31 protein-coding genes are annotated in these 26756 nt (G+C 62.1%); 4 read left to right on the top strand and 27 right to left on the bottom strand.

What is annotated here, in order from left to right; genetic code table 11:
- Positions 1 to 16 precede the first annotated feature (16 nt).
- Positions 17 to 1210, top strand: coding sequence for an elongation factor P maturation arginine rhamnosyltransferase EarP (earP, locus tag R2N11_RS18430; protein ID WP_316681964.1), 1194 nt, complete (start codon positions 17 to 19; stop codon positions 1208 to 1210).
- Positions 1211 to 1331: 121 nt separating this feature from the next.
- Positions 1332 to 1916, top strand: coding sequence for an elongation factor P (gene efp, locus R2N11_RS18425; RefSeq protein WP_199030085.1), 585 nt, complete (start codon positions 1332 to 1334; stop codon positions 1914 to 1916).
- A 101-nt stretch (positions 1917 to 2017) separates the two neighbouring features.
- On the opposite strand, the gene nagZ is transcribed toward efp, so the two are convergent.
- From nagZ to R2N11_RS18310, 23 genes are all read right to left on the bottom strand, one after another.
- Positions 2018 to 3070 (bottom strand): beta-N-acetylhexosaminidase, encoded by a 1053-nt coding sequence (gene nagZ, locus R2N11_RS18420; protein WP_199030053.1) that lies wholly within the window; start codon positions 3068 to 3070, stop codon positions 2018 to 2020.
- Positions 3067 to 3510: a holo-ACP synthase gene (acpS, locus tag R2N11_RS18415; protein WP_316681918.1), complete on the bottom strand. Its 444-nt coding sequence runs from the start codon at positions 3508 to 3510 to the stop codon at positions 3067 to 3069. The genes nagZ and acpS overlap by 4 nt, the downstream gene beginning before the upstream one ends.
- A complete protein-coding gene (gene pdxJ, locus R2N11_RS18410) occupies positions 3507 to 4298 on the bottom strand; it encodes a pyridoxine 5'-phosphate synthase (RefSeq protein ID WP_199030055.1) in 792 nt (263 codons plus the stop codon). The genes acpS and pdxJ overlap by 4 nt, the downstream gene beginning before the upstream one ends.
- A complete protein-coding gene (gene recO, locus R2N11_RS18405) occupies positions 4295 to 5116 on the bottom strand; it encodes a DNA repair protein RecO (protein ID WP_199030056.1) in 822 nt (273 codons plus the stop codon). The genes pdxJ and recO overlap by 4 nt, the downstream gene beginning before the upstream one ends.
- A gap of 44 nt (positions 5117 to 5160) precedes the next feature.
- A complete protein-coding gene (gene era / locus R2N11_RS18400; protein ID WP_199030057.1) occupies positions 5161 to 6099 on the bottom strand; it encodes a GTPase Era in 939 nt (312 codons plus the stop codon).
- An 8-nt stretch (positions 6100 to 6107) separates the two neighbouring features.
- Positions 6108 to 6878 carry a ribonuclease III gene (gene rnc / locus R2N11_RS18395; RefSeq protein ID WP_199030058.1) on the bottom strand — a complete coding sequence of 257 codons (771 nt, stop codon included), beginning with the start codon at positions 6876 to 6878 and terminating at the stop codon, positions 6108 to 6110.
- 1 nt (position 6879) lies between these two features.
- A complete protein-coding gene (locus tag R2N11_RS18390; RefSeq protein ID WP_199030059.1) occupies positions 6880 to 7248 on the bottom strand; it encodes a DUF4845 domain-containing protein in 369 nt (122 codons plus the stop codon).
- Positions 7249 to 7310: 62 nt separating this feature from the next.
- Positions 7311 to 8204, bottom strand: coding sequence for a signal peptidase I (lepB, locus tag R2N11_RS18385; protein WP_199030060.1), 894 nt, complete (start codon positions 8202 to 8204; stop codon positions 7311 to 7313).
- Positions 8205 to 8225: 21 nt separating this feature from the next.
- Positions 8226 to 10025 carry a translation elongation factor 4 gene (lepA, locus tag R2N11_RS18380; RefSeq protein ID WP_199030061.1) on the bottom strand — a complete coding sequence of 600 codons (1800 nt, stop codon included), beginning with the start codon at positions 10023 to 10025 and terminating at the stop codon, positions 8226 to 8228.
- A gap of 216 nt (positions 10026 to 10241) precedes the next feature.
- Complete coding sequence (locus R2N11_RS18375; RefSeq protein ID WP_199030062.1) at positions 10242 to 10517, bottom strand: glutaredoxin family protein; 276 nt, start codon at positions 10515 to 10517, stop codon at positions 10242 to 10244.
- Entirely contained in the window at positions 10514 to 12028 is a 1515-nt protein-coding gene (locus R2N11_RS18370; protein WP_199030063.1) for a DegQ family serine endoprotease, read from the bottom strand. Before R2N11_RS18370 ends, R2N11_RS18375 begins: the two co-directional genes overlap by 4 nt.
- 76 nt (positions 12029 to 12104) lie before the next feature.
- The gene (locus R2N11_RS18365; protein WP_199030064.1) at positions 12105 to 13214 is read right to left on the bottom strand and encodes a MucB/RseB C-terminal domain-containing protein; all 1110 of its coding nucleotides are present in this window, start codon (positions 13212 to 13214) and stop codon (positions 12105 to 12107) included.
- An 11-nt stretch (positions 13215 to 13225) separates the two neighbouring features.
- Positions 13226 to 13855, bottom strand: coding sequence for a sigma-E factor negative regulatory protein (locus R2N11_RS18360; RefSeq protein WP_199030065.1), 630 nt, complete (start codon positions 13853 to 13855; stop codon positions 13226 to 13228).
- 116 nt (positions 13856 to 13971) lie between these two features.
- Positions 13972 to 14571 carry an RNA polymerase sigma factor RpoE gene (rpoE, locus tag R2N11_RS18355; protein WP_199030066.1) on the bottom strand — a complete coding sequence of 200 codons (600 nt, stop codon included), beginning with the start codon at positions 14569 to 14571 and terminating at the stop codon, positions 13972 to 13974.
- 61 nt (positions 14572 to 14632) lie between these two features.
- On the bottom strand, positions 14633 to 14995 hold the full coding sequence (locus R2N11_RS18350) for a hypothetical protein (RefSeq protein ID WP_233176869.1): 363 nt from the start codon (positions 14993 to 14995) through the stop codon (positions 14633 to 14635).
- Between the two features lie 179 nt (positions 14996 to 15174).
- Positions 15175 to 16410: a beta-ketoacyl-ACP synthase II gene (gene fabF / locus R2N11_RS18345; RefSeq protein WP_316681915.1), complete on the bottom strand. Its 1236-nt coding sequence runs from the start codon at positions 16408 to 16410 to the stop codon at positions 15175 to 15177.
- Between the two features lie 113 nt (positions 16411 to 16523).
- A complete protein-coding gene (gene acpP, locus R2N11_RS18340; protein ID WP_021195372.1) occupies positions 16524 to 16763 on the bottom strand; it encodes an acyl carrier protein in 240 nt (79 codons plus the stop codon).
- A gap of 186 nt (positions 16764 to 16949) precedes the next feature.
- Positions 16950 to 17699, bottom strand: a complete 750-nt coding sequence (fabG, locus tag R2N11_RS18335; protein WP_199030070.1) for a 3-oxoacyl-ACP reductase FabG — start codon at positions 17697 to 17699, stop codon at positions 16950 to 16952.
- Between the two features lie 14 nt (positions 17700 to 17713).
- Complete coding sequence (fabD, locus tag R2N11_RS18330; RefSeq protein WP_316681914.1) at positions 17714 to 18643, bottom strand: ACP S-malonyltransferase; 930 nt, start codon at positions 18641 to 18643, stop codon at positions 17714 to 17716.
- Positions 18644 to 18675: 32 nt separating this feature from the next.
- The gene (locus tag R2N11_RS18325; protein WP_316681913.1) at positions 18676 to 19656 is read right to left on the bottom strand and encodes a beta-ketoacyl-ACP synthase III; all 981 of its coding nucleotides are present in this window, start codon (positions 19654 to 19656) and stop codon (positions 18676 to 18678) included.
- Positions 19657 to 19693: 37 nt separating this feature from the next.
- Positions 19694 to 20755 (bottom strand): phosphate acyltransferase PlsX, encoded by a 1062-nt coding sequence (gene plsX, locus R2N11_RS18320; protein WP_199030073.1) that lies wholly within the window; start codon positions 20753 to 20755, stop codon positions 19694 to 19696.
- A gap of 188 nt (positions 20756 to 20943) precedes the next feature.
- Positions 20944 to 21123, bottom strand: coding sequence for a 50S ribosomal protein L32 (gene rpmF, locus R2N11_RS18315; protein WP_003268823.1), 180 nt, complete (start codon positions 21121 to 21123; stop codon positions 20944 to 20946).
- Positions 21124 to 21238: 115 nt separating this feature from the next.
- Positions 21239 to 21775, bottom strand: a complete 537-nt coding sequence (locus tag R2N11_RS18310; RefSeq protein WP_316681912.1) for a YceD family protein — start codon at positions 21773 to 21775, stop codon at positions 21239 to 21241.
- Between the two features lie 220 nt (positions 21776 to 21995).
- Between R2N11_RS18310 and R2N11_RS18305 the strand changes: the two genes are divergently transcribed.
- Both R2N11_RS18305 and R2N11_RS18300 read left to right on the top strand, forming a co-directional pair.
- Positions 21996 to 22592, top strand: coding sequence for a Maf-like protein (locus tag R2N11_RS18305; RefSeq protein ID WP_316681911.1), 597 nt, complete (start codon positions 21996 to 21998; stop codon positions 22590 to 22592).
- A 3-nt stretch (positions 22593 to 22595) separates the two neighbouring features.
- Positions 22596 to 23327 (top strand): SAM-dependent methyltransferase, encoded by a 732-nt coding sequence (locus R2N11_RS18300; protein ID WP_199030076.1) that lies wholly within the window; start codon positions 22596 to 22598, stop codon positions 23325 to 23327.
- Here R2N11_RS18300 and R2N11_RS18295 read toward each other — a convergent pair whose 3' ends face one another.
- From R2N11_RS18295 to R2N11_RS18280, 4 genes are read right to left on the bottom strand one after another with little or no spacing between them, the layout of a single operon-like run.
- Positions 23328 to 24440 (bottom strand): S49 family peptidase, encoded by a 1113-nt coding sequence (locus R2N11_RS18295; protein ID WP_199030077.1) that lies wholly within the window; start codon positions 24438 to 24440, stop codon positions 23328 to 23330. It abuts the gene before it with no gap.
- Positions 24441 to 24488: 48 nt separating this feature from the next.
- Positions 24489 to 24890, bottom strand: a complete 402-nt coding sequence (locus R2N11_RS18290) for a Rieske (2Fe-2S) protein (RefSeq protein WP_316681910.1) — start codon at positions 24888 to 24890, stop codon at positions 24489 to 24491.
- Complete coding sequence (locus R2N11_RS18285; protein ID WP_316681909.1) at positions 24883 to 25542, bottom strand: HAD-IA family hydrolase; 660 nt, start codon at positions 25540 to 25542, stop codon at positions 24883 to 24885. Before R2N11_RS18285 ends, R2N11_RS18290 begins: the two co-directional genes overlap by 8 nt.
- On the bottom strand, positions 25523 to 26563 hold the full coding sequence (locus R2N11_RS18280) for an RluA family pseudouridine synthase (protein WP_316681908.1): 1041 nt from the start codon (positions 26561 to 26563) through the stop codon (positions 25523 to 25525). The genes R2N11_RS18285 and R2N11_RS18280 overlap by 20 nt, the downstream gene beginning before the upstream one ends.
- Positions 26564 to 26756 lie beyond the last annotated feature (193 nt).

Here is a 26756-nt window from a genome sequence, read left to right as displayed (position 1 = left end):
GCCTTTCTCTTTCTGTATGCGCACCATCACGTCCTGGGATCTCTTCTGCCGCGTCGTCGACAACTATGGCGACATCGGCGTGTGCTGGCGCCTTGCCCGGCAGCTTACGCAGGAGCACGGCCACACCGTGCGGCTGTGGGTCGATGACCTGCGCTCATTCGAAAAGCTCTGCCCCGCCGTTGACGTAACCGCCGAGGCGCAGCGCGTCTCGGGCGTCGATATCCGCCAGTGGGGCGATGATGCGCAGGTGGCCGCATTGCTCGCCGCCGATGCGCACGCCACGCCGCATGATGTGGTGATCGGCGCCTTCGCGTGCGCCGTTCCGGAGCCGATGCTGCAGGGCATGGCCGCGCTGGCATCGCAGGGTACGGCGCCAGTCTGGATCAACCTGGAATATCTCAGTGCAGAGAACTGGGTGGCCGAGTATCACGCGATGCAATCGCCACATCCACAACTGCCGCTGGTCAAATACTTCTTCTTCCCGGGTTTTGCGCGCAACACGGGCGGTGTGCTGCGCGAAACGCATCTAGGCGCCCAGCGTGCAACGTTCAACGCCAGCCCGGCGGCCCACCAAGCGTTGTGGCACCGGCTCGGCGTGGACGATCTGATGCGCGAACACCCCGACGCCCTGCGCGTAAGCCTGTTCGCATATGCCAACCCGGCATTGCCGACGCTGGTTGCCCAATGGGAGGCCTCCCCGCTGCCGGTGATCTGCCTGGTGCCCGAGGGCTTGGCCGCCACGCAAATCGCCGAGTTGCCGGGCAGCACCGGCGCCGCCAAAGCAGGTGCCCGCTGGTCGCGCGGCCAACTGACGGTCGCGGTGGTGCCGTTTGTTCCCCAGGAGCACTACGATCCACTCTTGTGGGCCTGCGACATCAACTTCGTGCGCGGAGAAGATTCCTTTGTGCGCGCGCAGTGGGCGCTGCAGCCATTTATCTGGCACATCTATCCGCAAAGCGACGATGTGCACCTGACCAAACTGGATGCCTTTCTGGCGCGCTACGCCCCCGCCCTGCCCGAAGCGCAAGCCAATGCACTCCGCACGTTCTGGCACGCCTGGAATGGGAGGCCAGACACGCTCGACTGGCCTGCTCTTGTGGCCGCCGCACCGACCCTGCGCAACCGCGCGATCACCTGGGAGCACACCTTGTTGCATCTGGGTGATCTTGCCGCGAATTTGGTGGCATTTTGCGAAAAACAGGTAAAATAGCGGGCTGATCTTTGTATGCGGCCCCGGCTTTGACCTGGTTCGCGCGACCCGAGGGTATCGCGCGGTGCTTCGTTGCTTGGCGCGCATCGAACCCTCTTCTCTCAGGAAATGTGAAATGGCTTTGAAAATCGCGCAAGAACTCCGCGCTGGCAACGTGTTCATGTGGGGCCCCAACGGCAAGGAAGCAGAGGCGATGGTCGTGCTCAAGACTGAGTACAGCCGCTCGGGCCGTTCGGGCGCCGTCGTCAAGATGAAGTACAAGAACCTGCTGTCGGGCGCAGGCGGTGAATGGGTGTTCAACGCCGACGACAAGCTCGATCAGGTCATCCTGGACAAGAAGGAAGCCGAATACTCCTACTTCGACGGCACGATGTACGTGTTCATGGACCCGGTCACGTATGAACAGTACAACGTCGAGCCCGCCGCCATGGGCAGCGCGCTGAACTACCTGCAAGACGGTATGAAGGTCGAAGTGACGTTCTACAACGAGAACGCCATCTCGGTGGAACTGCCGACCACGGTGGTTCGTGAAATCGTCTACACGGAACCGGCTGTCAAGGGCGACACGTCGTCGGGCAAGGTTCTGAAGGCCGCTCGCATCAACGACAACGAAGAATTCACGATCATGGTGCCGCTGTTCTGCAACATCGGCGAAAAGATCGAAATCGACACGCGTACGGACGAGTACAAGAGCCGCGCCAAGTAAGCTGGCGCAGCACCAACAAAAAAGGCAGCTTCGCGCTGCCTTTTTTGTTGTGTCCGTGAAAAGCGAACCGGGCAAGCGGCCCGCCATCGCCTCTCTACGCTTTACGCAATCAGCCGGGCCTCACGCAGGGTACGCAGGGCCTGCTTGTAGGCCGATTGCTGTTGCAGCTTTGACCAATCCTTGATCGCCCTGCCGCCAAACAGCCGGCGCACACGTCGCTGGGATGCTTTGCCCATCGCCACGTCCAGTTCCCCAAGCAGGCGATCGGCCTTGTCCGGCGCATTGCAGATCAGCACCATGTCGCAGCCCGCAGCCAGTGCCGCACGAGCACCATCCACCACGGAGCCGGCGACGCTCGCGCCTTCCATGCTCAGATCGTCGCTGAAGATCACGCCGTCGAAATTGAAGTGCGCACGCAGCATGTCCTGCAGCCAGAAGCGCGAGAAGCCAGCCGGATTCGGATCGACCGCCGAATAGATGACGTGCGCCGGCATCACCGATTGCAGGCCGAGGCCCATCCAGCCATACGGCTGCGCATCGTCAGCAAGAATGGCCTCAAGTGGGCGATCATCCACTGGCACCGCAACGTGCGAATCGGCCTGGACATAGCCGTGCCCCGGGAAGTGCTTGCCGCAGTTGGCCATGCCGGCCAAGCGCAGGCCGAGCGTCAGGTGGTTCGCGAGCATGGTCACGACGCGCGGGTCGCGATGGAAAGCACGATCGCCGATGACGCTGCTGGTGCCGTAGTCGAGATCGAGCACGGGCGTGAAGCTCAGGTCGATGTCGCACGCGCGCAGTTCAGCGGCCAGCACGTAGCCGCATGCGGTGGCAGCGCGCGTGGCGGCCAGCACGTCGCGGTCCCACAGTTTGCCCAGGGCGCCCATCGCGGGCAGGTGCGTGAAACCATCGGTCTTGGCGCGCTGCACGCGGCCGCCCTCGTGGTCGATACAGATCAGCACGTCATCACGGATGGCGCGGATCGCCTGCGTGAGCGCCGTCAGCTGCGCGCGCGACTCAAAGTTGCGGGCAAATAGGATCACACCACCCGTCAACGGATGCGCGATGCGACGGACATCGTCAGCCCCGAGTTGGAGGCCCGCAACGTCGAGAACGATCGGACCGGGGCGTTTCTGCGTCTTTGCTGTGGAATTCATGCGGTGGGTTTCGTTTGCAACTCGGCGACGGCAAAGGCGACAGCGTAGTCGCGCTCGTCCGTCACGCTGATCTGAATATGGAGGCCATGCTGTGCAATCCAGTCGGCCAGTTCGCCGCTGTAGCGCACCACAGGTTGCCCGGAGGGTAAGTTGAGCGTCTGCACTGCGCGCCACGTCATCGGCCAGCGCATGCCCAGGCCGATGGCCTTGGACACGGCTTCCTTGGCGGCAAAGCGCGTCGCCAGAAAGGCCAGCCCGCGGCGCTCGGAGCGCGCCTTACGGGCGTGGTAGACACGCAGTTCATCGGGCCCGAGCACCTTTTCGGCAAAGCGGCCGTTGGTCCGCTGCATCACGCCCTCGACACGCTCGATCTGGATGATGTCGGTCCCGATGCCGTAGATGGCACCGGACACCGTGGCGGCGGCAGCCTGCTCGCTCATACGGGCACGCCCGGATGGGCCGCAGTGGGCGTCATGGACGACAAGCGCGCCGCCACCATGATCGCCTTCATCTCGCGCACCGCGTTTTGCCAGCCGGCAAACACAGCATGCGCCACAACGGCATGGCCGATGTTCAGCTCGTGGATGCCCGCGATGGCCGCGATCGGTTGCACGTTCGTATAGTGCAGGCCGTGGCCGGCATTCACGCGCACGCCCCAGCGGATGCCCTCTTCCACGGCCGTTTCGATGCGGACGAGTTCCGCCTTCAGCTCGGCATCGTCGGTGGCTTCGGCATAGCGCCCCGTGTGCAGTTCGATGACGGGTGCGCCAGCGGCAGCTGCGGCTTCAATCTGTGCCGCATCCGGATCGATGAACAGCGACACGCGGATGCCCGCATCGGCCAGTTGCTTGCACGCTGCCTGCACCTTGGCAAAGCCGCCCACCACATCCAGGCCACCCTCGGTGGTCACCTCCTGGCGGCGCTCCGGCACGAGACACACGTCTTGCGGGCCGATATCGCAGGCGATGTCGAGCATCTCCTGCGTGACAGCACACTCCAGGTTCATGCGCGTGCGAAGTTGCGGGCGCAGCGCACGCACATCGGCATCCTTGATATGACGACGGTCTTCGCGCAGATGCAGCGTGATGAGATCAGCGCCGGCCTCTTCCGCCAGCAACGCCGCTGCAATCGGATCCGGATAGGTGGTGCCGCGCGCGTTGCGCAACGTGGCGACGTGGTCGATGTTGATGCCCAGGTCGATAACGCCCGGCGAAGCATGAAAGATCATAGTTTCTGCAAGTCGATCAGGATCTGGCGCGTCGAAAGCGGCGTGCCGTGCAAATGATAATGCAGCAGGAAACGCATCAGGCTGCGGCTCTGCTGGGCAGTTGTGGCGCGTGAGGCGTAGTCGTCGCGCTCCATGTCGATCAGTGTCTGACCGCGCAGCACAGGCCAGGAGGAGGGATCGCTCGGCAACGCGCGGCGGATGCCGCGTTCAGGGTGATAAACGTAGTCGCCCTCGGCCTGCACCGGCTCACCGTCAATGCAGCGGTCGAGCTGGGCAGCAAAGCCGGTTTCCCGCAGGAGCACACGTTCGAACGCGCGCAGTGTCAACGCAGCGGGCTCACCGTGCGCGAGTTTATTGAGTGTTTCGACGTAGTGCGCGAACAGCACCGGGTGGCCGTCTTCGCGGGCAACGAACTTGACCAGCAGCTCGTTCAGATAGAAGCCCGACAATAGCCCTTCGCCACCGAGCGGGACCATGCCGCCAACCCACTCGGCGCGGGTCAGCGTACGCACATCACCGCGGCCACTCCATGACACCGACAGCGGCTGGAACGTCTGCAGCACCGCACGCAGCGCCGAATGCGGTCGCTTGGCGCCCTTGGCGACCAGCGCCATGCGGCCGTAGTCCGGCGTGAAAACGTCGATGATGAGGCTGGTCTCGCGGTACGGGTAGCTGTGCAGCACGAAGGCCGGCTGCGCCGCAACGCGCGTCTCCGAGCGCCCGGCAGGAAAGCTCCTGCGCGGCGCGGCGCCGGCAACGCCTTCCTCTGCCAGCCATTCCGCAGCCTCGTCCGGAATCGGATCGGATCGTCCCGCCATCGAGCGTGTGTGGAGTTGCCAGCTAAAGGCAAACGGTTAGGCGGCTACTCGTAGCCGTAGGCGCGCAGGCCGGCTTCGTTGTCGGCCCAGCCGCTCTTGACCTTGATCCAGACCTCCAGATACACCTTGCCGTCGAACAGTTTTTCCATGTCCATGCGGGCTTCGGTAGAGATCTGCTTGAGCTTGGCACCCTTGGCGCCAATGATCATCGCCTTGTGCGCGTCACGGTCCACCAGAATGGTGACGAACACGCGGCGCAGGCGGCCTTCGGTCTCGAATTTGTCGACGACGACGGTGCTGGAGTACGGCAATTCGTCCCCGGTCCAGCGGAAGACCTTCTCGCGAACAATTTCTGCGGCCAGGAAGCGCTCGCTGCGGTCAGTCAACGCTTCCGGGTCGTACATCGGCTCGCCTTCCGGCAGGTACGGGCGCACGATGCCGAGCAGGCGGTCGATGTCATCGCGGTTCTTGGCCGACATCGGCACGATTTCGGCAAACGGAAACACCTGCGCCATGTCTTGCAGGAACGTAGCGACCATCTCGGCACGCGTGTAGCCATCCAGCCGATCGACCTTGTTGACGATCAGGATCACGGGCGTCTCGCGCGGCAGCAGTGAGAGTACCTTCTCGTCGTCCGGGCCATAGCGACCAGCTTCGACCACGAACAGCACGGCATCCACCGACGTGAGCGTGGACGTGACCGCGCGGTTAAGCGAACGGTTCAGCGCGGTGGCATGGCGCGTCTGGAAGCCCGGCGTATCGACGAAGACGAACTGCGCGTCGTCCGTGGTTTGAATGCCGGTGATGCGATGACGCGTGGTCTGCGCCTTGCGCGACGTGATGCTGACTTTCTGGCCCACCAGGGCATTCATCAGCGTGGATTTGCCAACGTTCGGGCGCCCAACGATGGCGACCATGCCGCAGCGGAACCCCTCCGGGGCACCAGATTCTGGTTGCGGAGGCTGCAATGGGGTGTCGCTCATTTACCTGATTATTCCTTCAACCTGAGAGACAACTGCGGATCGGGCGGTGTGGCCTGCTTGCGCGTCTTGCCTGTGCGCTCGGCGCGGCTGCGCTTGACGAGCTGCGGCACCAGGCGATGCGCTTCATCCAGGGCCAGTTTGGCCGCCGATTGTTCGGCCGCGCGCCGCGATGCCCCACTGCCGGAAACGCGAATCTCCAGCTTCGGAATCGTGCACTCGACCTCGAACTGCTGATTATGCGCCGCGCCGTGGGTGGCAACCACCGTGTACAGCGGCAGCGCAATTTTGTGACCTTGGAGGTACTCCTGCAGCAGCGTCTTGGCATCCTTGCCTAGCGTGCGCGGGTCGACCTGCTCCAGGATCGGGATATACAGCTTGCGGATCAGCGTGCGAGCGGCATCGAAACCGCCATCGAGAAACACCGCACCGAAGATCGCCTCCAACGCATCCGCCAGGATGGATGGCCGGCGGAAGCCACCGCTCTTCAACTCGCCCTCGCCCAAGCGCAATGCGTCAGGCAACTGCAACATCTGAGCAATCTCGTACAGCGCCTGCTGCTTGACTAGGTTGGCCCGCACGCGCGAGAGATCGCCCTCATCCAGCTTGCCGAACATGCCGTAGAGCATGTCTGCGACAGCGCAATTCAGGATCGAATCCCCCAGAAACTCCAGGCGCTCGTTATGCATCGCGCTGTGGCTGCGATGGGTGAGCGCCTGCTGCAGCAACTCCGGTTTGCTGAAGCGATAGCCAAGGCGTTGCTGCAATGCATCCAAACTCATGTCAACGCTGGGTTCCCGAATAGGTAATCACCAAGCCGATCGGGCCGTACAGCGGAATCTCGCGCTTGTACGAGAAGCGCACTGCCTGAATGGAGCCACCTGCATCCAGCACGTCCAGATCCTCGCCCTTGATCGACTTGATGTCATCAATGGCGGCCTGCTTGTCGAATGCATTGGACACCTCTTCACGCGTGCTAGCACGCTCGCGTGCCTGCTTCACTGCGCGGGTAATCGCTTGATACTCCATCAGGCTTGGAACGGACCGGATTGCTGGCAGCACGAACGTGATCAACACAATAATGCCGATCAGGATGCCGAACATCGAAATCCCGCGCGACTGGCGTTTCAGACCGGCCTGACGAATCCGCATTGCATTTCCCCCGTTGTGCAATTGCCGAGTTTCAATAAGAGAATTTTGAGTCACTTACCGGATCAATGGAAGCTGCCGATCCGCTTCAGGTCACCCAGGTTCATCCAGATGAAGAACGCCTTCCCGACGATGTTCTTGTCCGGCACGAAGCCCCAGTAACGGGAGTCCGCGCTGTTGTCGCGATTATCACCCATCATGAAATAGTGACCTGCAGGTACCTTGCAGGTAAAACCGGTCTGATTGTAAGTGCAGTTTTCGCGGAACGGAAAATCGTCCGGACCCGACACGTAGGCCGGACGATCGGCGTCGTTGAGGATGTTGTGCGAGACGGTACCGAGCGTCTCCTGGTACTGCTTGGAGTACGTTAGGCGCTCGCCGTCGAGGTAGTCGGACTGCGGCGCATAGGTGGCAGGCTGGCCGTTCACCGTCAGGCGCTTGTTGTCGTATTTGACCACGTCACCCGGCACGCCGATCACGCGCTTGATGTAATCCATCGACTCGTCTTTCGGGTAACGGAAGACCATCACGTCGCCGCGCTGCGGCTGGTTCAGATCGACAATCTTCTTGTTCACGATCGGCAGACGAATGCCATACGTGTACTTGTTGACAAGGATGAAATCGCCGATCTGCAGGGTCGGGATCATCGAGCCCGACGGAATCTTGAACGGCTCGATCACGAACGAGCGCAGCAGGAACACTGCCGCGATTACCGGGAAGAAGCTTGCGGTGTACTCAAGCCACCAGGGCTGGCGCAGCTTGTCTTCGGCCAGTTGCAGACGCGCTGCGCCGATGTCGCCACCACCGCCGTACTGCGCCTGCACTTGTGCGCGCGCATCGAATTCAGCCAGCGCTGTCGCCGCAGCCGCTTGGCGCTGGCGTTGGAACACAAGCTTGTCAGCCACCCAGGCAATCCCGGTGATGACAACGAGAACAAACAAAATCAGGGCGAAGTTCATGTGTGAGAGATTCGTCCGGGGTTATTTTTCTTCGACGCGCAGGATGGCGAGGAACGCCTCTTGCGGAATTTCAACAGTGCCCACCTGCTTCATGCGCTTCTTGCCCTCCTTTTGCTTCTCGAGGAGCTTCTTCTTGCGCGAGATGTCGCCGCCGTAGCACTTGGCCAGCACGTTCTTGCGCAGCGCCTTTACGTTTTCACGTGCGATCACGTTGGCGCCGATGGCAGCCTGGATAGCCACGTCGTACATCTGGCGCGGAATGATTTCGCGCATCTTGGCGGCCACTTCGCGGCCACGGTAAGCGCTGTTGGAGCGGTGGACGATGATGGACAGCGCATCGACCTTGTCACCGTTGATCAGGATATCGACCTTGACCACGTCAGACACGCGATATTCCTTGAACTCGTAGTCCATCGACGCATAGCCGCGCGAGACCGACTTCAGGCGATCAAAGAAGTCCAGCACGATTTCGCCCATCGGGATCTCGTACGTCAGTTGAACCTGGCGCCCGTGGTAGCTCATGTTGATCTGCGAGCCGCGCTTCTGCTCGCACAGCGTGATCACGGCGCCCACATATTCCTGCGGCATGTACAGGTTGACCGTAACGATCGGCTCCAGGATCGCCTCGATCTTGCTCGGGTCCGCCGGCATCTTGGCCGGGTTTTCCACCTGCACCATGGTGCCGTCGCGCTGCTGCACCTGATAGACCACCGTCGGCGCGGTGGTGATCAGGTCCATGTCGAACTCGCGCTCCAAACGCTCCTGCACGATCTCCATGTGCAGCAGGCCAAGGAAGCCACAGCGGAAGCCAAAGCCCAGCGCCTGCGAGACTTCCGGCTCGTACTGCAGCGAAGCGTCATTGAGCTTGAGCTTCTCCAGCGATTCACGCAGCGCTTCGTACTGGTTGGCCTCCACCGGATACAGGCCGGCAAACACCTGCGGCTTGACTTCCTTGAAGCCTGGCAGCGGCGCCTCGGCCTTGCGCGGGGCCACGTGGGTGATGGTGTCGCCCACCTTGGCAGCCTTCAGCTCCTTGATACCCGCGATGACAAAGCCAACCTGACCTGCCGACAGCGATTCACGCGGAACCGACTTCGGCGAAAACACGCCCACCTGCTCCACCAGATGCTGCGCACCCGTGGCCATCAGCAGAACCTTGTCCTTGGCGCGCAACGTGCCGTTCACCACGCGCACCAGCATCACCACGCCGACGTAGTTGTCGAACCACGAGTCGATGATCAGCGCCTGCAGCGGCGCATCCGGATCGCCCTTGGGCGCAGGCACCCTGGCGATCAACGCCTCAAGCACGTCCGCCACACCCACACCGGTCTTGGCCGAGCAGCGCGTCGCATCCGTCGCGTCGATGCCAATCACATCTTCGATTTCCTGGATCGCGTTGTCCGGGTCGGCTGCGGGCAGGTCGATCTTGTTGAGCACCGGCACCACTTCCACGCCCAGCTCAATGGCGGTGTAGCAATTGGCGACTGTCTGCGCCTCCACGCCCTGCGACGCGTCCACCACCAGCAGCGCACCCTCGCAGGCGGACAACGAGCGGCTGACTTCGTAGCTGAAGTCGACGTGCCCCGGGGTGTCGATCAGATTGAGGTTGTAGATCTTGCCGTCCTGCGCCTTGTAGGACAGCGCGGCGGTCTGGGCCTTGATGGTGATGCCGCGCTCCTTCTCGATGTCCATCGAGTCCAGCACTTGGGCTTCCATCTCGCGGTCGGAGAGGCCGCCGCACAACTGGATGATGCGATCGGCCAGCGTCGATTTGCCGTGGTCGATGTGGGCGATGATCGAAAAATTGCGGATATTGTCCATCGAATGCGTCGAAAAGCGCCCATCCCAGGGGCGCGTTGCCGGGCCACGTGTGGCGAGTCCGGCATAGCCGGCGCGCTCAGGACGGCACCGGCAGGAGAATTGGATTTGAAGCCAAGGTTGCGACGCAAAATCATGCGATGCAAAAATCGGCGCTAACAGTCGATTTTACCGGATTTCAGGGGGCCTCCCGCGCCTCTTTTTGCGGCGCTGCCGAGATCAGGCCCGCGTCGTCTGTGCGGCCAGCCAGCCCTGAACGGCAGGCACATCCACAAAGTAGTGGCACAACTCCTGCGCTCCCCCCAACTGCGAGTCAGGCGCGCCGGTCATGAGCACCGGCACCAGTTCGCCAAAACGCGCTTCCAGCGCCGGATCGCTGTCGACGTCCACCTCGTGCAAAAGAAAAGAAAAATCACGCCGGAGCGGTTCCAGCGCGACCTTCATGTCGTCGCACAGATGGCAGTACGTGCGGCCGTAGAGCGTCAGCTCAATCACTGACCGCTGCCCGAACGCGCCGCACTCGGACGCATCGTCACCACCTGCGTGGCATCGCCTCGACGCACAAACACGGCCACCATGCGGTTCTTGTCGAGCTTGCCGACCACGTCGTTGAACTGCTTGGCGCTGGTGATGTCGGTATCGCCCACGCGCAGAATCAGGTCACCAGCGCGGATGCCGACCCGTGCCGCCGGACCTTCCGCCACTTGCACCTCGACCCCCACCTTGGTCTTGAACTCGCGCTGCGCGCCCTCAGACAGATCGGCCACCACCAATCCCAGCGCATTCGGCTTGCCTGGACCCTGCTGGCTGTTGTCGGGCTGGGAACCCTTGCCGCGCTGCGCGACCTTGGTATCAGCCTGCAGCTCAGCCACAGTCACAGACAAATCGCGCGTTGTGCCCTTGCGCCAGACCTGCACGGTCGCACGCGTGCCCGGTTTGGTCTCGCCAACCTGGCGCTGCAGGTCGCCCGCGCGCTCGACATCGCGGCCATTGAATTTCAGAACGATGTCGCCCGCTTCGATGCCCGCCTTGTCGGCCGGACCACCCGCCTCGACGTTGCCCACGTAGGCACCGCGCGCCCGTCCCAGGCCCAGCGATTCCGCCGCGTCCTTCGGTACGTTATCGATGGCCACGCCGATGCGACCCCGCGTCACGCGCCCCGACGCCTTGAGCTGTTCAGCCACACGCATCGCCTCGTCGATCGGGATCGAGAACGAGATGCCCATATAGCCGCCGCTCTGGCTATAAATCTGGTTGTTGATGCCGATCACCTCACCACGCAGGTTGATCAGCGGGCCGCCTGAGTTGCCCGGATTGACGGCCACATCCGACTGGATAAACGGCAGATAATCGCCCGTATCGCGCCCCTTGGCCGACACGATGCCAGCCGTGACCGTGTTGTCCAGCCCAAACGGCGAGCCAATCGCCAGCACCCACTCACCCACGCGCACCTTGTCGGAATCCCCTTGTTTCAGGCTCGGCAGGCCACTGGCCTCCACCTTGACGAGAGCGACATCGGTACGCTTGTCCAAGCCGATCAGCTTGGCCTTGAACTCACGCTTGTCGAGCAGCGTCACGTAGATGGTCTCGGCGCCATCCACCACGTGGGCGTTGGTCAAGATGTAGCCATCGCCGGAAATGATGAAGCCGGAACCGACACCACGGCTCTGCTCTTCTTCTTGCGGCTGCGGTGTGCTGCGGCGCTTCTGACCTTGCCCCTGACCGGGCATGCCAGGCATCGGCACGCCGAAGAAACGGCGAAAGAACTCGGCCATGTCATCGTCGCTCGGGCCGCCCTGCATGCGGACCTTCTCGGTCGTACGGATGTTGACGACAGCGGGGCTGACCTTCTCGACCAGGTCGGCAAAATCGGGCAAGCCGTACGTGCCGGTGGCCACGCTGCCGGTCGCATTCTGCGCATGGGCGGGCAAGAGCGCGCCTCCAGCCGCCATGAGGGCAGCAACGCACAACAGACGCAAGGCATGAACGGTTCGAGCGGTACGCATGAAGGCTCCCCGGAACAAAGTCAGATAGAGAAATGCGCTGCGTGATCTAGTCACGCAGCTTGAGGCAGGCGCCGGCTTATTGTGGTGCGTTGGCCGGCTTGTTGGTTGCCGAGTTGGTCGCGTTGGCGGAAACCGGCTTGTAGTCGACCGCTGCACCGAATTGCTTGATGGTAGCAAACGGCACTTCGCCCACCACCGTCAGCCAGAAATCGGCAATGCGGCGCACCATCACGTGTGTCGCACCCTGCGAAATGAAGCCCTCGCGGCGCGTGCGCTTCTCGGAAACCGGCTCGATGAAGAGCGACAATCCGGCGAGCCCGTCGCTGAACACGACCTGCTGCACTTCGAAGCTCGAACTGCCTTTGCCCGCCGGCGCAATATCGCCCAGCGGACGACGCACTTCGCGAATCTTCTGGAAACCCTTGATGGGCGTACCGATGGTCCAACCCTGATCAGCCAGGTTGGTCGGCTGTGTCACGATCTCGTATTGGTTCCAGCCACTCAGATTCTTGAGCGCCGCAATGATCTTCTGCTTTTCCGACGGCACACCCACCTCGACCTGCGAGAAGGCAACCTGTTCCAGCACCTTGCCGTCGTCGCCGATGGTCTGTGCACGCATCAGCAAACCGCTGTTGCGGTCAGCCCAGATGCGATAGGCATAACGGAAGCCATCTTTCGGATCGAGCTGGAAGACTTCGCAATCCATGCCGGCCACGCGCTCAGACGGCAGGTGACGCATGTCGTACTGGTCAAGCACGTCGCCATTGGTCGTGGCGAGCAGCGCCGGGAAGCTGTCTTTGTGCTCCTGTTTCTCGGTCACGACCAGCTTGACGTCGTAGATCAGGTTCCGGACGACGTCGTTCTGACGCAGCATCTCGCGCTGCTTGCCGTCCAGCGCTTCAACGCGCTCGTACTCGTTGTTGAAGAGATCGGCGTAGTGCTGAATGCGCGTGGAATGCATGCCGGTACCACGCTGGTACGTCAGCGTGCCGACATAGTTCTGCTTGAGTGCCGCGCGATGAATCTTGGCCAGCCACGAGGCGGCCTCCTTGCGCGGCATGGGTTCGACTTGCGGCTGCGCAGCGGCAGCCAGCGTCGATGCACAGAGAAGAAGGAAAACGGACCGACGAACGGCCTGCAGCTTGCGGGCGCCTGCCCCGGCAACGGGGTGCCACACCTTCGACATGGATGCCCGCATTATTCCTGATTGGAGTCCTGGGTGTTCGACACCGCGTTGGCCACCGCACGCAGATACGGAACCACCATGCCGTTGGTCGCCGACTGCCGATGCGCGCTCAGGTATTCGTCCAGGCGGGCGTCGCGGATCATGGGCGTATTGTCGGCCGAGGCCAGCGTCACGCCCGGTGCGTCGGCACCCTGTACCGCCTTGGCAACCAGTGCCGGCGAGGCTCCGCTGTCGGCGGGACCACGCAATTGCGGCACGACCACCCAGCTAACGGCCGCCACCGCCGCAGCCACGGCAGTCGTTGGCATGATCCGGCGGACCCACGAGGGGCGGACCAGGAAGCGATGCCTCTCTTCGGCTTGCGCGCGCTGCGCCACGGCCGGCACCAGCAGATGCGGCTCGGCGTCGAGCTTGGCCGAGAACCGGCTAAGGAAATCTTCGGAGGAGCGCGTGTTCAGCAGGTCTTCCGACCGGAGCACGTCACCGATCAGCTGATACTCGCGCCAGTGCGCCGCGCCCTCGCCGTCCTTGGCGAGTTCGACAGCCGACGACACCTCGTGCGCCGCCACTTCACCGTCCATCAACGCGGAAATACGCTGCGCGAATTCCGCTTCTGCTGCCTGCATTTGAGCCTGACCCATTTCCCGACCCCAAAAACTCCAACGTCCAATCAACGATCCGAGAGAAGACTTCCCGAGGTTTCACCGTTTGCAGCCGGGGCTTACGCCCGCGGCCGCCGGCTTGTCATATCGGCTGGCTACCACCGTTTGCCCTCCACCGTTCCCAGCAGGGGGCGCAATTTCTCGGCAATCGCCTCGCGAGCCCGGAAAATCCGTGACCGGACCGTCCCAATTGGGCACGCCATCGCTTCGGCGATTTCCTCATAGCTCAGACCCTCGATCTCCCGGAGCGTGATTGCGGTACGCAATTCCTCGGGCAGCGCCTCCATCGCACGGTTGACCGTTTCGGCCACCTGCTTGGTGTGCAGCATGGAGTCCGGCGTATTGATATCCCTTAGTTGTTCACCGTCGGCAAAAGTTTCAGCCTCTTCGGTGTCAATGTCGCTGGACGACTCAGGGCGCCGGCCCTGTGTCGCCAGGTAATTCTTCGCCGTGTTGACGGCAATGCGATACAGCCACGTATAGAACGCGGATTCACCCCGGAACTGGGGCAACGCACGGTAGGCCTTGATAAAGGCATCCTGTGCCACATCCTCGACTTCGGCCGGGTCACGGATCAGGCGCGAGACGAGACGAATGATCTTGCGGTGGTACTTGACCACCAGCAACTCAAACGCCCGCTTGTCGCCTTGCTGGACGCGCTCGACGAGGATCTGGTCGGCTTCGCGTTCACTCACGGATTCTTCACCTGCAGTGTATCGCCTTGAATTTTTGTGACTTCGAAACGTTGTATTTTACCTACGACACACCGGTCGCCTGAGTAGCCATCGGAGGCGGCCCCAGACGCAACAGACTTCGTATGCGGCGCAGCAGCCCGGCAGTAAACCAGGGTGGCATCAGCACAAAGATCTGTGGACACCACCCGCGCTGCGCGACACCCAGAATCAAGACGCGCTCGCCGAGAGACCAAGACCATAACAGAAGCGCATTTCGGACCGCTTGGGGCATTTCCAACCGGACCTGCCAGATAGGCTGGCCTGGTTCACCATCTGCTTTGAGACGAGCGCGCCACATCAGTTCCATCGCAAGCGGTGAACGGTTCACTGCCAGCGGAATGCAAGCCACCACTGCCAGTGCGCCGATCCCGACCCACGTCAGCATCGGGAGCGCCGCACCCCACGCACAGGCTAACCAGAGCAGGACAAAGCAAACAAGGCTTGCCATGCAGAGCCGACCGACGGCACACAACCGCCGATACGGCGCCGGGAAAACGATGCGCTGAACAACCAAGATGGGGAGCGAAAACGGCGCACAACCCTGAGGCTGCGCGCCGGATAGCGTTACGGACGCGTAAACACCAACGTGCCGTTGGTCCCGCCGAAGCCGAAGTTGTTCTTCACGGCCACGTCGATCTTCATATCACGCGCGGTATTGGCGCAGTAATCGAGATCACACTCGGGATCCTGATTGAAGATGTTGATGGTCGGCGGCGACACCTGGTTGTGCAACGCCAGAATCGTAAACACCGACTCCAGCCCCCCCGCCCCGCCCAGCAAGTGACCGGTCATGGACTTCGTGGAGTTCACGACAACCTTGCTGGCATGGTCGCCGAAAGCCGCCTTGATGGCATCCGATTCGTTCTTGTCGCCCAGCGGCGTCGACGTGCCATGCGCATTCAGGTACTGGACCTGATCGGCGTTGATGCCAGCATCGCGCAGCGCGTTGAGCATGCAACGGCGCGGGCCATCCATATTCGGTGCGGTCATATGGAATGCGTCACCGCTCATGCCGAAGCCCGCGACTTCCGCGTAAATCGTAGCGCCACGCGCCTTGGCGGCTTCGTACTCCTCGAGCACCACCACGCCGGCACCCTCACCCAGCACGAACCCGTCGCGGTCCTTGTCCCACGGACGGGACGCGGTGGCGGGGTCATCGTTGCGGGTCGACAATGCGCGCGCCGCGGCAAAACCACCAATGCCCAGCGGCGAGACGGTCGACTCGGCACCACCGGCAACCATCACATCAGCATCGCCGGCCTGAATCAGGCGAGCCGCCAGACCGATGCTGTGCAGCCCCGTTGTACAGGCCGTCACGGCTGCCAGGTTCGGGCCCTTCAGGCCGAACATGATGCTCAGGTGACCCGAAATCATGTTGATGATCGAACCCGGCACAAAGAACGGCGAAATGCGGCGCGGGCCGCGATTCGTGTATTCAGCGTGGGTATCTTCGATCATTGGCAGACCGCCGATGCCGGAGCCGACCAGCACGCCGATGCGCTCGGCGTTGGCCTCGGTGATCTCCAGCCCGCTATCCTTGAGCGCTTGCACGCCCGCGGCAATGCCGTAGTGGATGAAGGTATCCATGCGGCGCGCCTCATTGGCGGGGATACCATATTCCTCGACATTGAAGCCCTTCACTTCACCAGCGAAGTGCACGGCCAGCGCGGAATGATCGAATTTGGTGATGGTGGCGATCCCAGTCTTGCCGGCGACCAGATTGGCCCATGCTTCGGCGACCGAGTTTCCTACCGGAGAGACCAGCCCCAGGCCGGTTACGACTACGCGACGACGGCTCACTATGCTTTCCTGCAACTCTGTATCAGCGACAAAGGCCACAGAAAGTGCGCCACCCGGTCAAACCGGACAACCGCCCTTTCTGTGGCCCGCGATGTCAAGAGATCGATTGACGCTTACGCCTTGACGTGGGCGGTCGCGTAATCGATAGCTTGTTGCACCGTGGTGATCTTCTCGGCTTCCTCGTCCGGGATTTCCATGCCGAACTCGTCTTCCAGTGCCATCACCAGCTCAACCGTATCGAGCGAATCCGCGCCCAGATCGTTCACGAACGACGATTCGTTCTTGATGTCGCCTTCAGCGACGCCGAGTTGTTCAGCGACGATCTTCTTGACGCGTGCTTCGATGTTGTCCATTTAACCCTCCAGGGAAGTATTCGACAAAAAGTGCGCGCATTCTAGCAGGTTTGCGCGGCGAAAAACCGCGCTTGAATCCTTGCAAAAACTGCGCCCAACATGATGCTAAAAGCCTGTTAATTCAGCGATTCCACAGAATTCTGCGCATGCGCAAGACCCTGCACAATCGCCGCCGGGACGGCTTCCTTATCCCATGTACATGCCGCCGTTGACGTGCAGCGTCGAGCCCGTAATGTAGCCCGCTGCCGGTGACGCCAGAAAGGCAACCGCGCTGGCAATGTCTTCCGGCGCGCCCAGACGGCCCAGCGGAATCTGCGCCTTCAGCGCTGTATGTTGCTCTTCCGACAGAACCTTGGTCATATCGGTATCGATGAAGCCCGGTGCGATGCAATTGACCGTGATGTTGCGGCTGCCGATTTCGCGAGCCAGCGCACGCGCCATGCCTTCCACGCCAGCCTTGGCAGCGGCGTAGTTGGCCTGACCAGGATTGCCCGCCGAGCCCACCACCGAGGTGATGTTGATGATGCGACCACCGCGCGCCTTCATCATCGGGCGCAGCACGGCACGCGACAAGCGGAACACGGCGGAGAGGTTCGTGTCAATGACGGACACCCACTCCTCGTCCTTCATGCGCATCGCCAGGTTGTCCTGCGTGATGCCGGCATTGTTGACCAGAATGTTCAGGCCACCATGCGTTTTGATGGTCTCGTCGATGACGGCTTCGCAGCGCGCAGCATCGTTCACGTTGAGCACCACGCCTGCGCCCTTCACACCGGCTTCGGCAAAGTAAGCCGTGATGGCTTGCGCGCCAGCATCTGACGTGGCTGTACCGACTACCGTCGCGCCTTGGCGCGCCAGTTCCAGCGCAATGGCACGACCGATGCCGCGCGACGCGCCGGTGACGAGCGCAACTTGGTTGTTCAATGCTTGGGTCATACGAATCCCGTTGATTATTTGAGTTGGCCCAGCACAGCCTCAAGCGAAGCCGGATCGAAGATCGCATCGCCGATGATTTCGCCATCAATACGCTTGACTAGACCCGCCAGCACCTTGCCCGGGCCACATTCGACCACGCGGGTAATGCCATCAGCCTTCATCTTCTGGACGGTCTCAACCCAGCGCACCGGCGAAGCAGCTTGGCGCACCAGCGCTTCCTTGATGGCTGTGGGATCGCTCACCACTGCCACATCCACGTTGTTGATAACGGGGATGACCGGCGCGTTGACGGTCACGTTGGCGAGGTACTCGCGCAGACGGTCCGACGCCGGCTTGAGCAGCGACGAGTGGAACGGCGCCGACACCGGCAGCGGCAACGCGCGCTTGGCGCCCTTGGCCTTGGCGATCTCGCAGGCCTTCTCGACAGCGGCCTTGGCACCAGCAATCACCACTTGGGCCGGCGCGTTGAAGTTCACGGCTTCGACCACGCCAGCAGCCGACGCCTCGGCGCAGGCAGCGCGCACGTCGTCATCCGACAAGCCGAGAATGGCAGCCATGCCGCCCTCGCCCACCGGCACGGCTTCCTGCATGGCCTTGGCGCGAAAACGCACCAGCGGCACGGCGTCCTTGAAGGCGATCGCGCCTGCTGCCACCAGCGCCGAGTACTCGCCCAGGCTGTGGCCCGCCACGACGGTCGGCGCCGGGCCGCCCGCTGCCTGCCATGCACGATAGACAGCCACTGCCGCCGTCAGCATGACCGGTTGCGTGTTGGTCGTCAGATTCAGCTCTTCAGCCGGACCGTCGGCGATCAGCTTACCGATGTCCTGACCCAGCGCATCGGAGGCTTCGGCCAGCGTAGCCGCCACCGCGGGATGGTCAGCAAACGCATTGAGCATACCGACCGATTGCGAACCCTGGCCGGGAAAGACGAAAGCGAATGTCATGGCTCGTATTGTTCGTTCTGGAAATTCGTCGATCAGAAGCGCAGCAATGCGGCGCCCCACGTAAAGCCGCCGCCCACGCCTTCAAGCATCACGTGCTGACCACGCTGGATGCGACCATCGCGCACGGCAACATCGAGTGCCAGCGGAATCGAAGCGGCCGACGTATTGCCGTGTTCGTCAACGGTGACGATCAGGCGTTCGTTCGATAGACCCAGCTTCTTGGTCGTGCCCTGCATGATGCGGATGTTGGCCTGATGCGGAATCAGCCAATCCACCTGCGAGGCCTCAAGTTCGGCAGCCGCCAGCGCTTCGCGGGCGACCTTGTCGAGCACCGTCACGGCCAACTTGAAGACAGCCTGACCATCCATGTACAGGAAAGCACTGCCCTGGATCGCGCCCGCGGCCACGTTACCGGGCACGCACAGAATATTGGCGTGGCTGCCGTCGGCGTGCAATGCGGTCGACAGGATGCCCGGTTCGTCCGAGGCTTGGAGCACCACAGCGCCGGCACCATCGCCGAACAACACGCAGGTCGTGCGATCGCTGAAATCGATGATGCGCGAGAACACTTCCGAACCGATCACCAGCACATTGCGGTAAGCACCCGCACGGATGAACTTGTCGGCCGTCGACAGCGCGTAGACAAAGCCGGAGCACACGGCCTGCACGTCAAACGCAGCGCAACCGTTGGTGATGCCCAGCTTCTGCTGCACGAGGCAGGCGGTGCTCGGGAACACAAAATCTGGCGTGGACGTCGCCACCAGAATCAGGTCGATCTCGGAGCGGTCGATGCCAGCCGCCTCGATGGCACGCTCGGCCGCCTGGACGGCGAGATCGCTACACGTGACATCGGGCTCGGCAAAGTGGCGCGCACGAATGCCGCTGCGCGTGACGATCCATTCGTCGCTCGTCTCGATGCCCTTTTCGGCCAGTTGTGCAGCCAGTTCTTGATTGGTGACCCGCTTGGGCGGCAGATAGCTGCCCGTGCCGATGATCCTTGCGTAACGTGTCATGTGCAGTGGGGTGAGTGCTGACTCGGGGGCAACGCGCTCAAGCGGCGTCGGCGGCCGGAGTGGAAGTGGAGACCGGCGCAGCGCCCGCTGCGTCGTGGTGCGATTCGAACGCCTGCGCAATACGGGCGATCACGCCGTTGGCCGCTGCGTCGTAGGCGCGCTTGATCGCCCATTCAAACGCATAGGCATCGGCCGAACCGTGACTCTTGATGACGAGACCCCGCAGGCCGAGCAACGCGGCGCCATTGTAGCGCCGATGATCAACACGGCGTTTGAAACGCGAAAGCACCGGCAGCGCCACCACAGCGAGCAGCTTGGTAAACCACGAGCGACTGAATTCTTCTCGCAGCATCTCGCCGATCATCTTGGCGAGGCCTTCCGTGCTCTTGAGCGCCACATTGCCGACAAAGCCGTCGCAGACGACGATGTCCGTGGTGCCTTTGAAGATGTCGTTGCCCTCAACGTTACCGAAGAAATTGAGGTCAGAGCCGCGCAGCAATTCACCGGCCTGCTTGACGACCTCATTACCCTTGATGACTTCTTCGCCGATGTTAAGCAGGCCCACCGTCGGGCGCGGCTTCTGCTCAACGACCGACACCATCGCCGAGGCCATCTGCGCGAACTGCAAAAGGTGTGCGGGCTCGCAATCTGCGTTGGCACCGAGATCCAACACCGTGGTACCAGCGCCCTTTTCGTTCGGGATAGCGGTGGCGATGGCCGGGCGATCGATACCGTCCAGCGTTTTGAGAACGTAACGCGACACGGCCATCAAGGCGCCGGTGTTGCCGGCGGAAACGCACGCCTGCGCGGCACCTTCCTTGACTTGGTTGACGGCCACGCGCATCGAAGAATCTTTCTTCTTGCGCAGCGCGATCTCCACCGGATCATCCATCGACACCACCTCAGAGGCGGGGACGACATGGATGCGCGGATTCGCGGTAGCGTGAAGACGCTTGAGCTGCGCTGCGATGGCATCGGGCTGCCCCACGAGCAGCATTTCGACGTCTTCGTGTGCGGCGAGAAATTGGATCGCTGCAGGGATCGTCACGCCAACGCCGTGATCGCCACCCATGCAGTCGATGGCAAGCTTGATGGTCATGCGAGTCTGAGTTGCGGTTTCACGTGCGGCTTCAGCATAGGCGCCGTATGGTACACAAACCCGACCACGCCTTGCCGAATTCTGCGCAACAAAAAAGCGGCAAATTGGCTTGCCGCTTTTCTGTTTGCATCATGAACCTGTGCGTTCAGACCAGCCCAACGCGCTTGCCAGAGACCTGGCAAATCGCATCAGTCGTTCTTGGTCTTCACAACCTTGCGGCCACGATAGTAGCCGTTCGGGCTCACGTGGTGACGCAGATGGACTTCACCCGTGGTCGGCTCGACAGCGATCGGGGCCGTGGTGAGGAAGTCGTGCGAACGATGCATGCCGCGCTTGGACGGCGACTTCTTGTTTTGTTGAACAGCCATGACTGACTCCTAAGCAATTTGATCGATTTTATCACATCACACGGAGCCGGAGCGTAGCCATTCCGGTAGGCGTGTGAAACGTACTGCCATCAGCGCACGCAAACCCTGCGCACGCCTAATGTTTGGTCTTCAGATTGGCCAGCACCGCGAACGGCGACGGCTTCTTTTCCGCTTCCGTTTCTTCCGGCAAGACTTCATCCGGACAGACTGCATGACGCGGCGACACCGGCAATGCCAGCAGCAACTCGTCTTCGATCTGCGTGATCAGGTCGAAGTGGCGGGAGCCGACAATGACATCTGCCTCATCGTCATCCAGAGGCGCGGCGTCAGCCTCATCCTCCGAACGCATCACCTCCAGGCGTGTACGCACCGGTAGCGATTGCTCGTAGGCGTGCAGGCAACGCTGGCATTGCAGCCAGACCGAGCCATCCACCTCCAGATCAACGAAGAGACGCTGGCGGGCCGATTGACCCGCGGTGGCTTCCTCGCGCACCGCACCCTGCATCTGCCAACGGAATTGCTTGCTGGCATCAACCGGCGCATCGGCGGCTTGCTCGGCCAGCAGACGGGGCATATCGGCCAGGGCGACCGTGCCGCTTACCTGCTCTCCGCTGCGGATGAACGCGAAAAGATCGAATGATCGAAAATTCATGATCGAACCCGCTGAACGCGTTGCCGCCTGTTGCTGATACGTGCGAGAAACCTGATTTGTGCCGCCCTGAGCGCGAACCCCGACACCTTTCGGCATCTTGCGCCTGGGCGCCTGGTTTGCGACACTGCGCGGCCAAACCGCGAAACGCGGGATTATAGCGAACGAAAACCTCTGACGTCAAAAGGTTTTCGCTCAAAAACCACTGCATCTTCAAGCACTTATGACTTCTGCCTCGCGCCCGCCGCTGATTCTCGGCTCCAGCTCGCCCTATCGGCGGGAATTGCTCGAACGCCTGTGCCTGCCGTTCGAAATCGTGGTGCCGAACATTGACGAGACCCCCGCGCCCGGCGAATCGCCCGACCAAACCGCACTGCGCTTGGCACGGCAGAAGGCGGAGAAGGTGGCGTTGGACCATCCAGGCGCACTGGTGATCGGCTCCGATCAGGTGGCCACGCTGGACGGCAAGCAGGTCGGCAAGCCTGGCGATCATGCTCGCGCACTCGCTCAATTGCATTGGATGCGTGGACGCACCGTCACATTCCATTCAGCGCTGTGCCTGTACGACGGCCGCACCGGGCAACATCAAAGTGAAGATGTCCGCACGCTAGCGACGTTCCGCGACCTCTCCGATGCCGAACTGGACGCCTATCTGCATCTGGAACACCCGTACGACGTGGCCGGCAGCGCAAAATCCGAAGGGTTGGGCATCGCTCTGCTGGAGCGCGTGGAATCGTCCGATCCAACCGCACTGGTCGGCCTGCCGCTCATCGCGCTGACCAGCATGCTGCGCAACGTGCACTACCCTCTCTTCGTTTAAGCCATGGCTGGCACGCTTTACCTCATCCCGAACACACTCGGCTCGCGCGATGCGGCCGACCCGCTGCCCGATGTGATTCCCGCGGGTGTGCAGCAGATCACTGCTCGGCTCGACTACTTCGTTGCCGAGCACGCCAAGACCGCACGCGCGCTGCTCAAGAAGCTGGCAGATACCACGCCGCTGGCGCGCCCGCTGCAGGAAATCACCATCCGCGAACTCAACGTCAAGACGCCGGACTCAGAACTGAAAGCACTGCTGGCGCCGGTCATTGCCGGGCAAGACGCGGGGCTGATGTCGGAAGCCGGTGTGCCGGCCGTTGCCGATCCGGGTGCAAACCTTGTGCGCCTCGCCCACCAGCACGGCGTGCGCGTAAAGCCGTTGGTGGGGCCGAGTTCGATTCTGCTGGCGGTGATGGCATCCGGCCTGAACGGCCAGAGCTTTGCGTTCAACGGCTACCTGCCGGTGGATGCAGCCGAGCGCAAGACCAAGCTGCGTGCGCTGGAGCAGCTTTCGCGCTCGGCGGGGCAAACCCAGGTCTTTATCGAGACGCCGTACCGCAACGGCGCGCTGCTGGAAGCCATCCAGGCGGGTTGCGCGCCGGGCACGCTGCTTTCCATCGCGGTGGATCTGACACTCCCCAGCGAGCAGGTGGTGACCCTGCCCGTGAGCGACTGGCGCGCCGACCGCATGGACTTGCACAAACGGCCAGCGATCTTCTCGTTGCTGGCGCGCTGATTACTCCTTCATCAGCAGCTTGAGCTGGCCCGTCGAGGCCAGCGCCTTGACGGCCCCTGCGCCCATCGCCGTACCGAGCTTGCGGGCAACACGCGAGGCGAAGTTTTCCTTGACGGTGTAGTCGACCACATCCGGCGCCTTGATGACGTTGCGCGCCACGAAATCCGCACTGCCAAGCCCATCGGCCAAGCCCAGTTCAACCGCCTTCGAGCCGGTCCAGAACAAGCCCGTGAACAATGTCGGATCGTCCTTCAGACGGTTGCCGCGGCCTTGCTTGACCACGTCGATGAACTGCTGATGGATGTCGTTGAGCATGTCCTGCGCGTACTGCTTCTGCTGCGGCGGCAGCGGCGAGAACGGGTCCAGCATCCCCTTGTTTGAGCCCGCCGTCAGCAGGCGGCGCTCAACACCAATCTTGTCCATCAGGCCGGTAAAGCCGAAACCATCCATCAGCACGCCGATCGAACCGACGATGCTGGCCTTGTCAACGTAGATCTTGTCCGCCGCCGCGGCCACATAATAGCCACCCGAAGCGCACATCTCTTCTACCACCACATACAGCGGGATGTTCTTGTACTTGGCGCGCAGGCGGCGGATGTCGTCGTTGATCATGCCTGCCTGCACCGGCGACCCACCCGGCGAGTTGATCTTGAGGATCACGCCGACCGTGTTGTCATCAGCAAACGCCGCCTCAAGAGAGGCGTTGATGTTCTCGGCGCTGGCGTTCGTGTTGGCGGCAATCTCGCCATCAAGGTTGACCACAGCGGTGTGGCGGCCGGTGCTGACGGTCTCGCCCTCGAAGCTTGCGAACGCCCAGAGAATCAGGCCGACGATACCCAGCGACACGAAGCGGAAGAAGATGCGCCAGCGGCGGGCAGCGCGTTGCTCGCGCACCGTCGCCATGAGCACCTTTTCGAGCACCTCGCGCTCCCAGCCACTTGGCTGCGCCTGCGCCGACGCGGGAGCCGCAGATGCAGGCTTGCCGGCGACCGGGTCACGCAACTCGGCCTCGAGCGGGTGATCGGCATGCTGCGTGACTTCCAGCGCTTCCGGTTTGCCGGCGCCCTCTTCGGGAGCGTTTTCAGGCCTTTTCGGCGGATTCGAGTCGGTCATAAACGAAGTGGAGAACGTTCGAGGAGGTCAAAAAGATGGACGGCACCATCAGGCCGGTGGAATCGGCGTCGCCGTGGGCGCCGGCATACGAAACAACGCATCGGGCTGCCACCAGACCTCGCCGTTGCGCTCGGCAATATCAAGCTTGGACAGATGCGAGCCTCGGCACGGCCCGCCAACACAGCGACCGGTATCCGGCTCATAGATGGCGCCATGCGTCGCGCACATCAGATACAGCCCGGAGCTTTCAAAAAACTGACCTTCCTGCCAGTCCATCTCCATCGGCACGTGCGCGCACTGGTTCAGGTAGCCATGCACGCCGCCTGCGTAGCGGACGACGAAAGCGCTCACCGTACGCCCACGCACTTCCACGGGGAAGCGCACGCCCAGACCGCCATCTTCCAGCGCGGTGCTTTCGCAGATGCGAACCGGCTCGGTCATTTCAGGCATGGTCGGTCAGCCAGCGGTGCAGATCAGCGACCGATTGAGCGCAGTACAGCGGCGTGAGCGCATGCAGTACATCGGCAGGGTGCGCGCCGTATGTGACGGCGACACCGGCAGCACCTGCATTGGCGGCCATCTGCAAATCGTGTGTGGTGTCGCCAATCATCAGCGTGCGCCCGACATCCATGCCGAGGTCTCGCGTGAGCTCGAGCAACATCGCCGGATGCGGCTTGGAGAACGTCTCGTCAGCACAACGTGTGTTGTCGAACACGCCAGACAAACCGGTGACCTCCAGCGCACGCTGCAGGCCGATACGCGATTTGCCGGTCGCTACAGCCAGCAGATAGTTCTCGCGACGCAGTGCATCGAGCATCTCGCGCACACCCTGAAACAGCACCAGTTGCGAATCGCGGCTGAGGTAATGAAAGCGATAACGCTCAGCCAGCTTGCCGTAGTCCGCCGGGTCGAGCGTCGGTACGGCGTATTCAAGCGCGTCACGCAAACCCAGACCGATCACGTGGCTGGCATGCGCATCATCCGGCACGGGCAGATCGAGATCCCGGCACGCAAGCTGGATCGACCGGGTAATGGCCGACGTCGAATCCATCAAGGTACCGTCCCAGTCGAAGACGATCAGGTCAAAGCGCTGCTGCGGCATCGGAATCGGGGCTTGGAGATTGGAAAGCGTTGAGAAAATCGGAGCACTCGGCCGGCAACGGCGCATTGAATGTGACGATTTCACCGCTATGCGGGTGCGTCAACTGCAGCCGATGTGCGTGCAGGAACATCCGCCCCAGCCGCGGCGAAGCGTTCGCACGCGACAGCGCCTTGTTGAGCGCGAAATCGCCGTATTTGTCATCGCCAAGAATGGGAAACCCCGCATGCGCCAGGTGCACCCGAATCTGGTGCGTGCGGCCGGTCTTCAACTCGGCCTCCAGCAGGGTGTAAGGCCCAAACACCCCAACCTTGTTGAAGATCGTGTGCGACGGCTGCCCGTCGGCCTGCACGCGCACGCGGCGCTCGCCTTCGGGCGTCGTGAATTTGTGCAGCGGCGACTTGATGTGCTGGCGCTTGTGCGGCCAGACGCCCTTTACCGCAGCGAAATAGCGCTTGTCGAGCTGACCTTCGCGAATCTGTTCATGCAACGCCACCAGTGCCGAGCGCTTCTTGGCCAGCAACAAGACACCGGAAGTCTCGCGATCGAGGCGATGCACCAGCTCAAGGAACTTGGCCTCCGGGCGCGATTGACGCAGTTGCTCGATCACCCCGAACGCGACACCCGAGCCACCATGCACCGCCACGCCGGCCGGCTTATCGATCACCAACAGATGCGCATCTTCGTAGAGGATCGTAAATTCGGCCGCCGGCACCGCGCGCGGCGCTTCCGCCTGCTGAGCAATTCGAAGCGGCGGAATGCGCACCAGATCACCGAGTTTCAGGCGATATTCGGCGTCGATACGGCCCTTGTTCACGCGCACTTCGCCGGAGCGCAGGATGCGATAGATATGACTCTTGGGCACGCCCTTGGCCAAGCGCATCAGGAAATTGTCGATGCGCTGCCCTTCGGCGTCTTCACCGACTTCAACATAAGCGACGGATTTGCCGTCGAGTGCGTCACCGAGAGTGCCACGTGCGGCCTGTTGAATGCGCCCATCAAATGGATGGCGTAACTCATTCATTTTCAATATAATTTTCTCGCTGGACAGTCGTTTAGGCGCCAGCAACAGCCGGTCGGGACGAAACAACAGGTATTGTACACAGCCACCGTTTCCGTCCGGAACGTGCCGATTCCCCACCCACTTGTGTTACAAAGCTAATCACGTGGCCGGTCAAATCGGCACGAAAGCAGCACGCACCGCTGTCCCGTTGCGC

It is taken from the genome of Ralstonia flaminis (assembly GCF_958415495.1).
Classification (GTDB): Bacteria; Pseudomonadota; Gammaproteobacteria; order Burkholderiales; family Burkholderiaceae; genus Ralstonia; species Ralstonia flaminis.
This window is presented reverse-complemented; position numbering and strand designations above follow the sequence as displayed.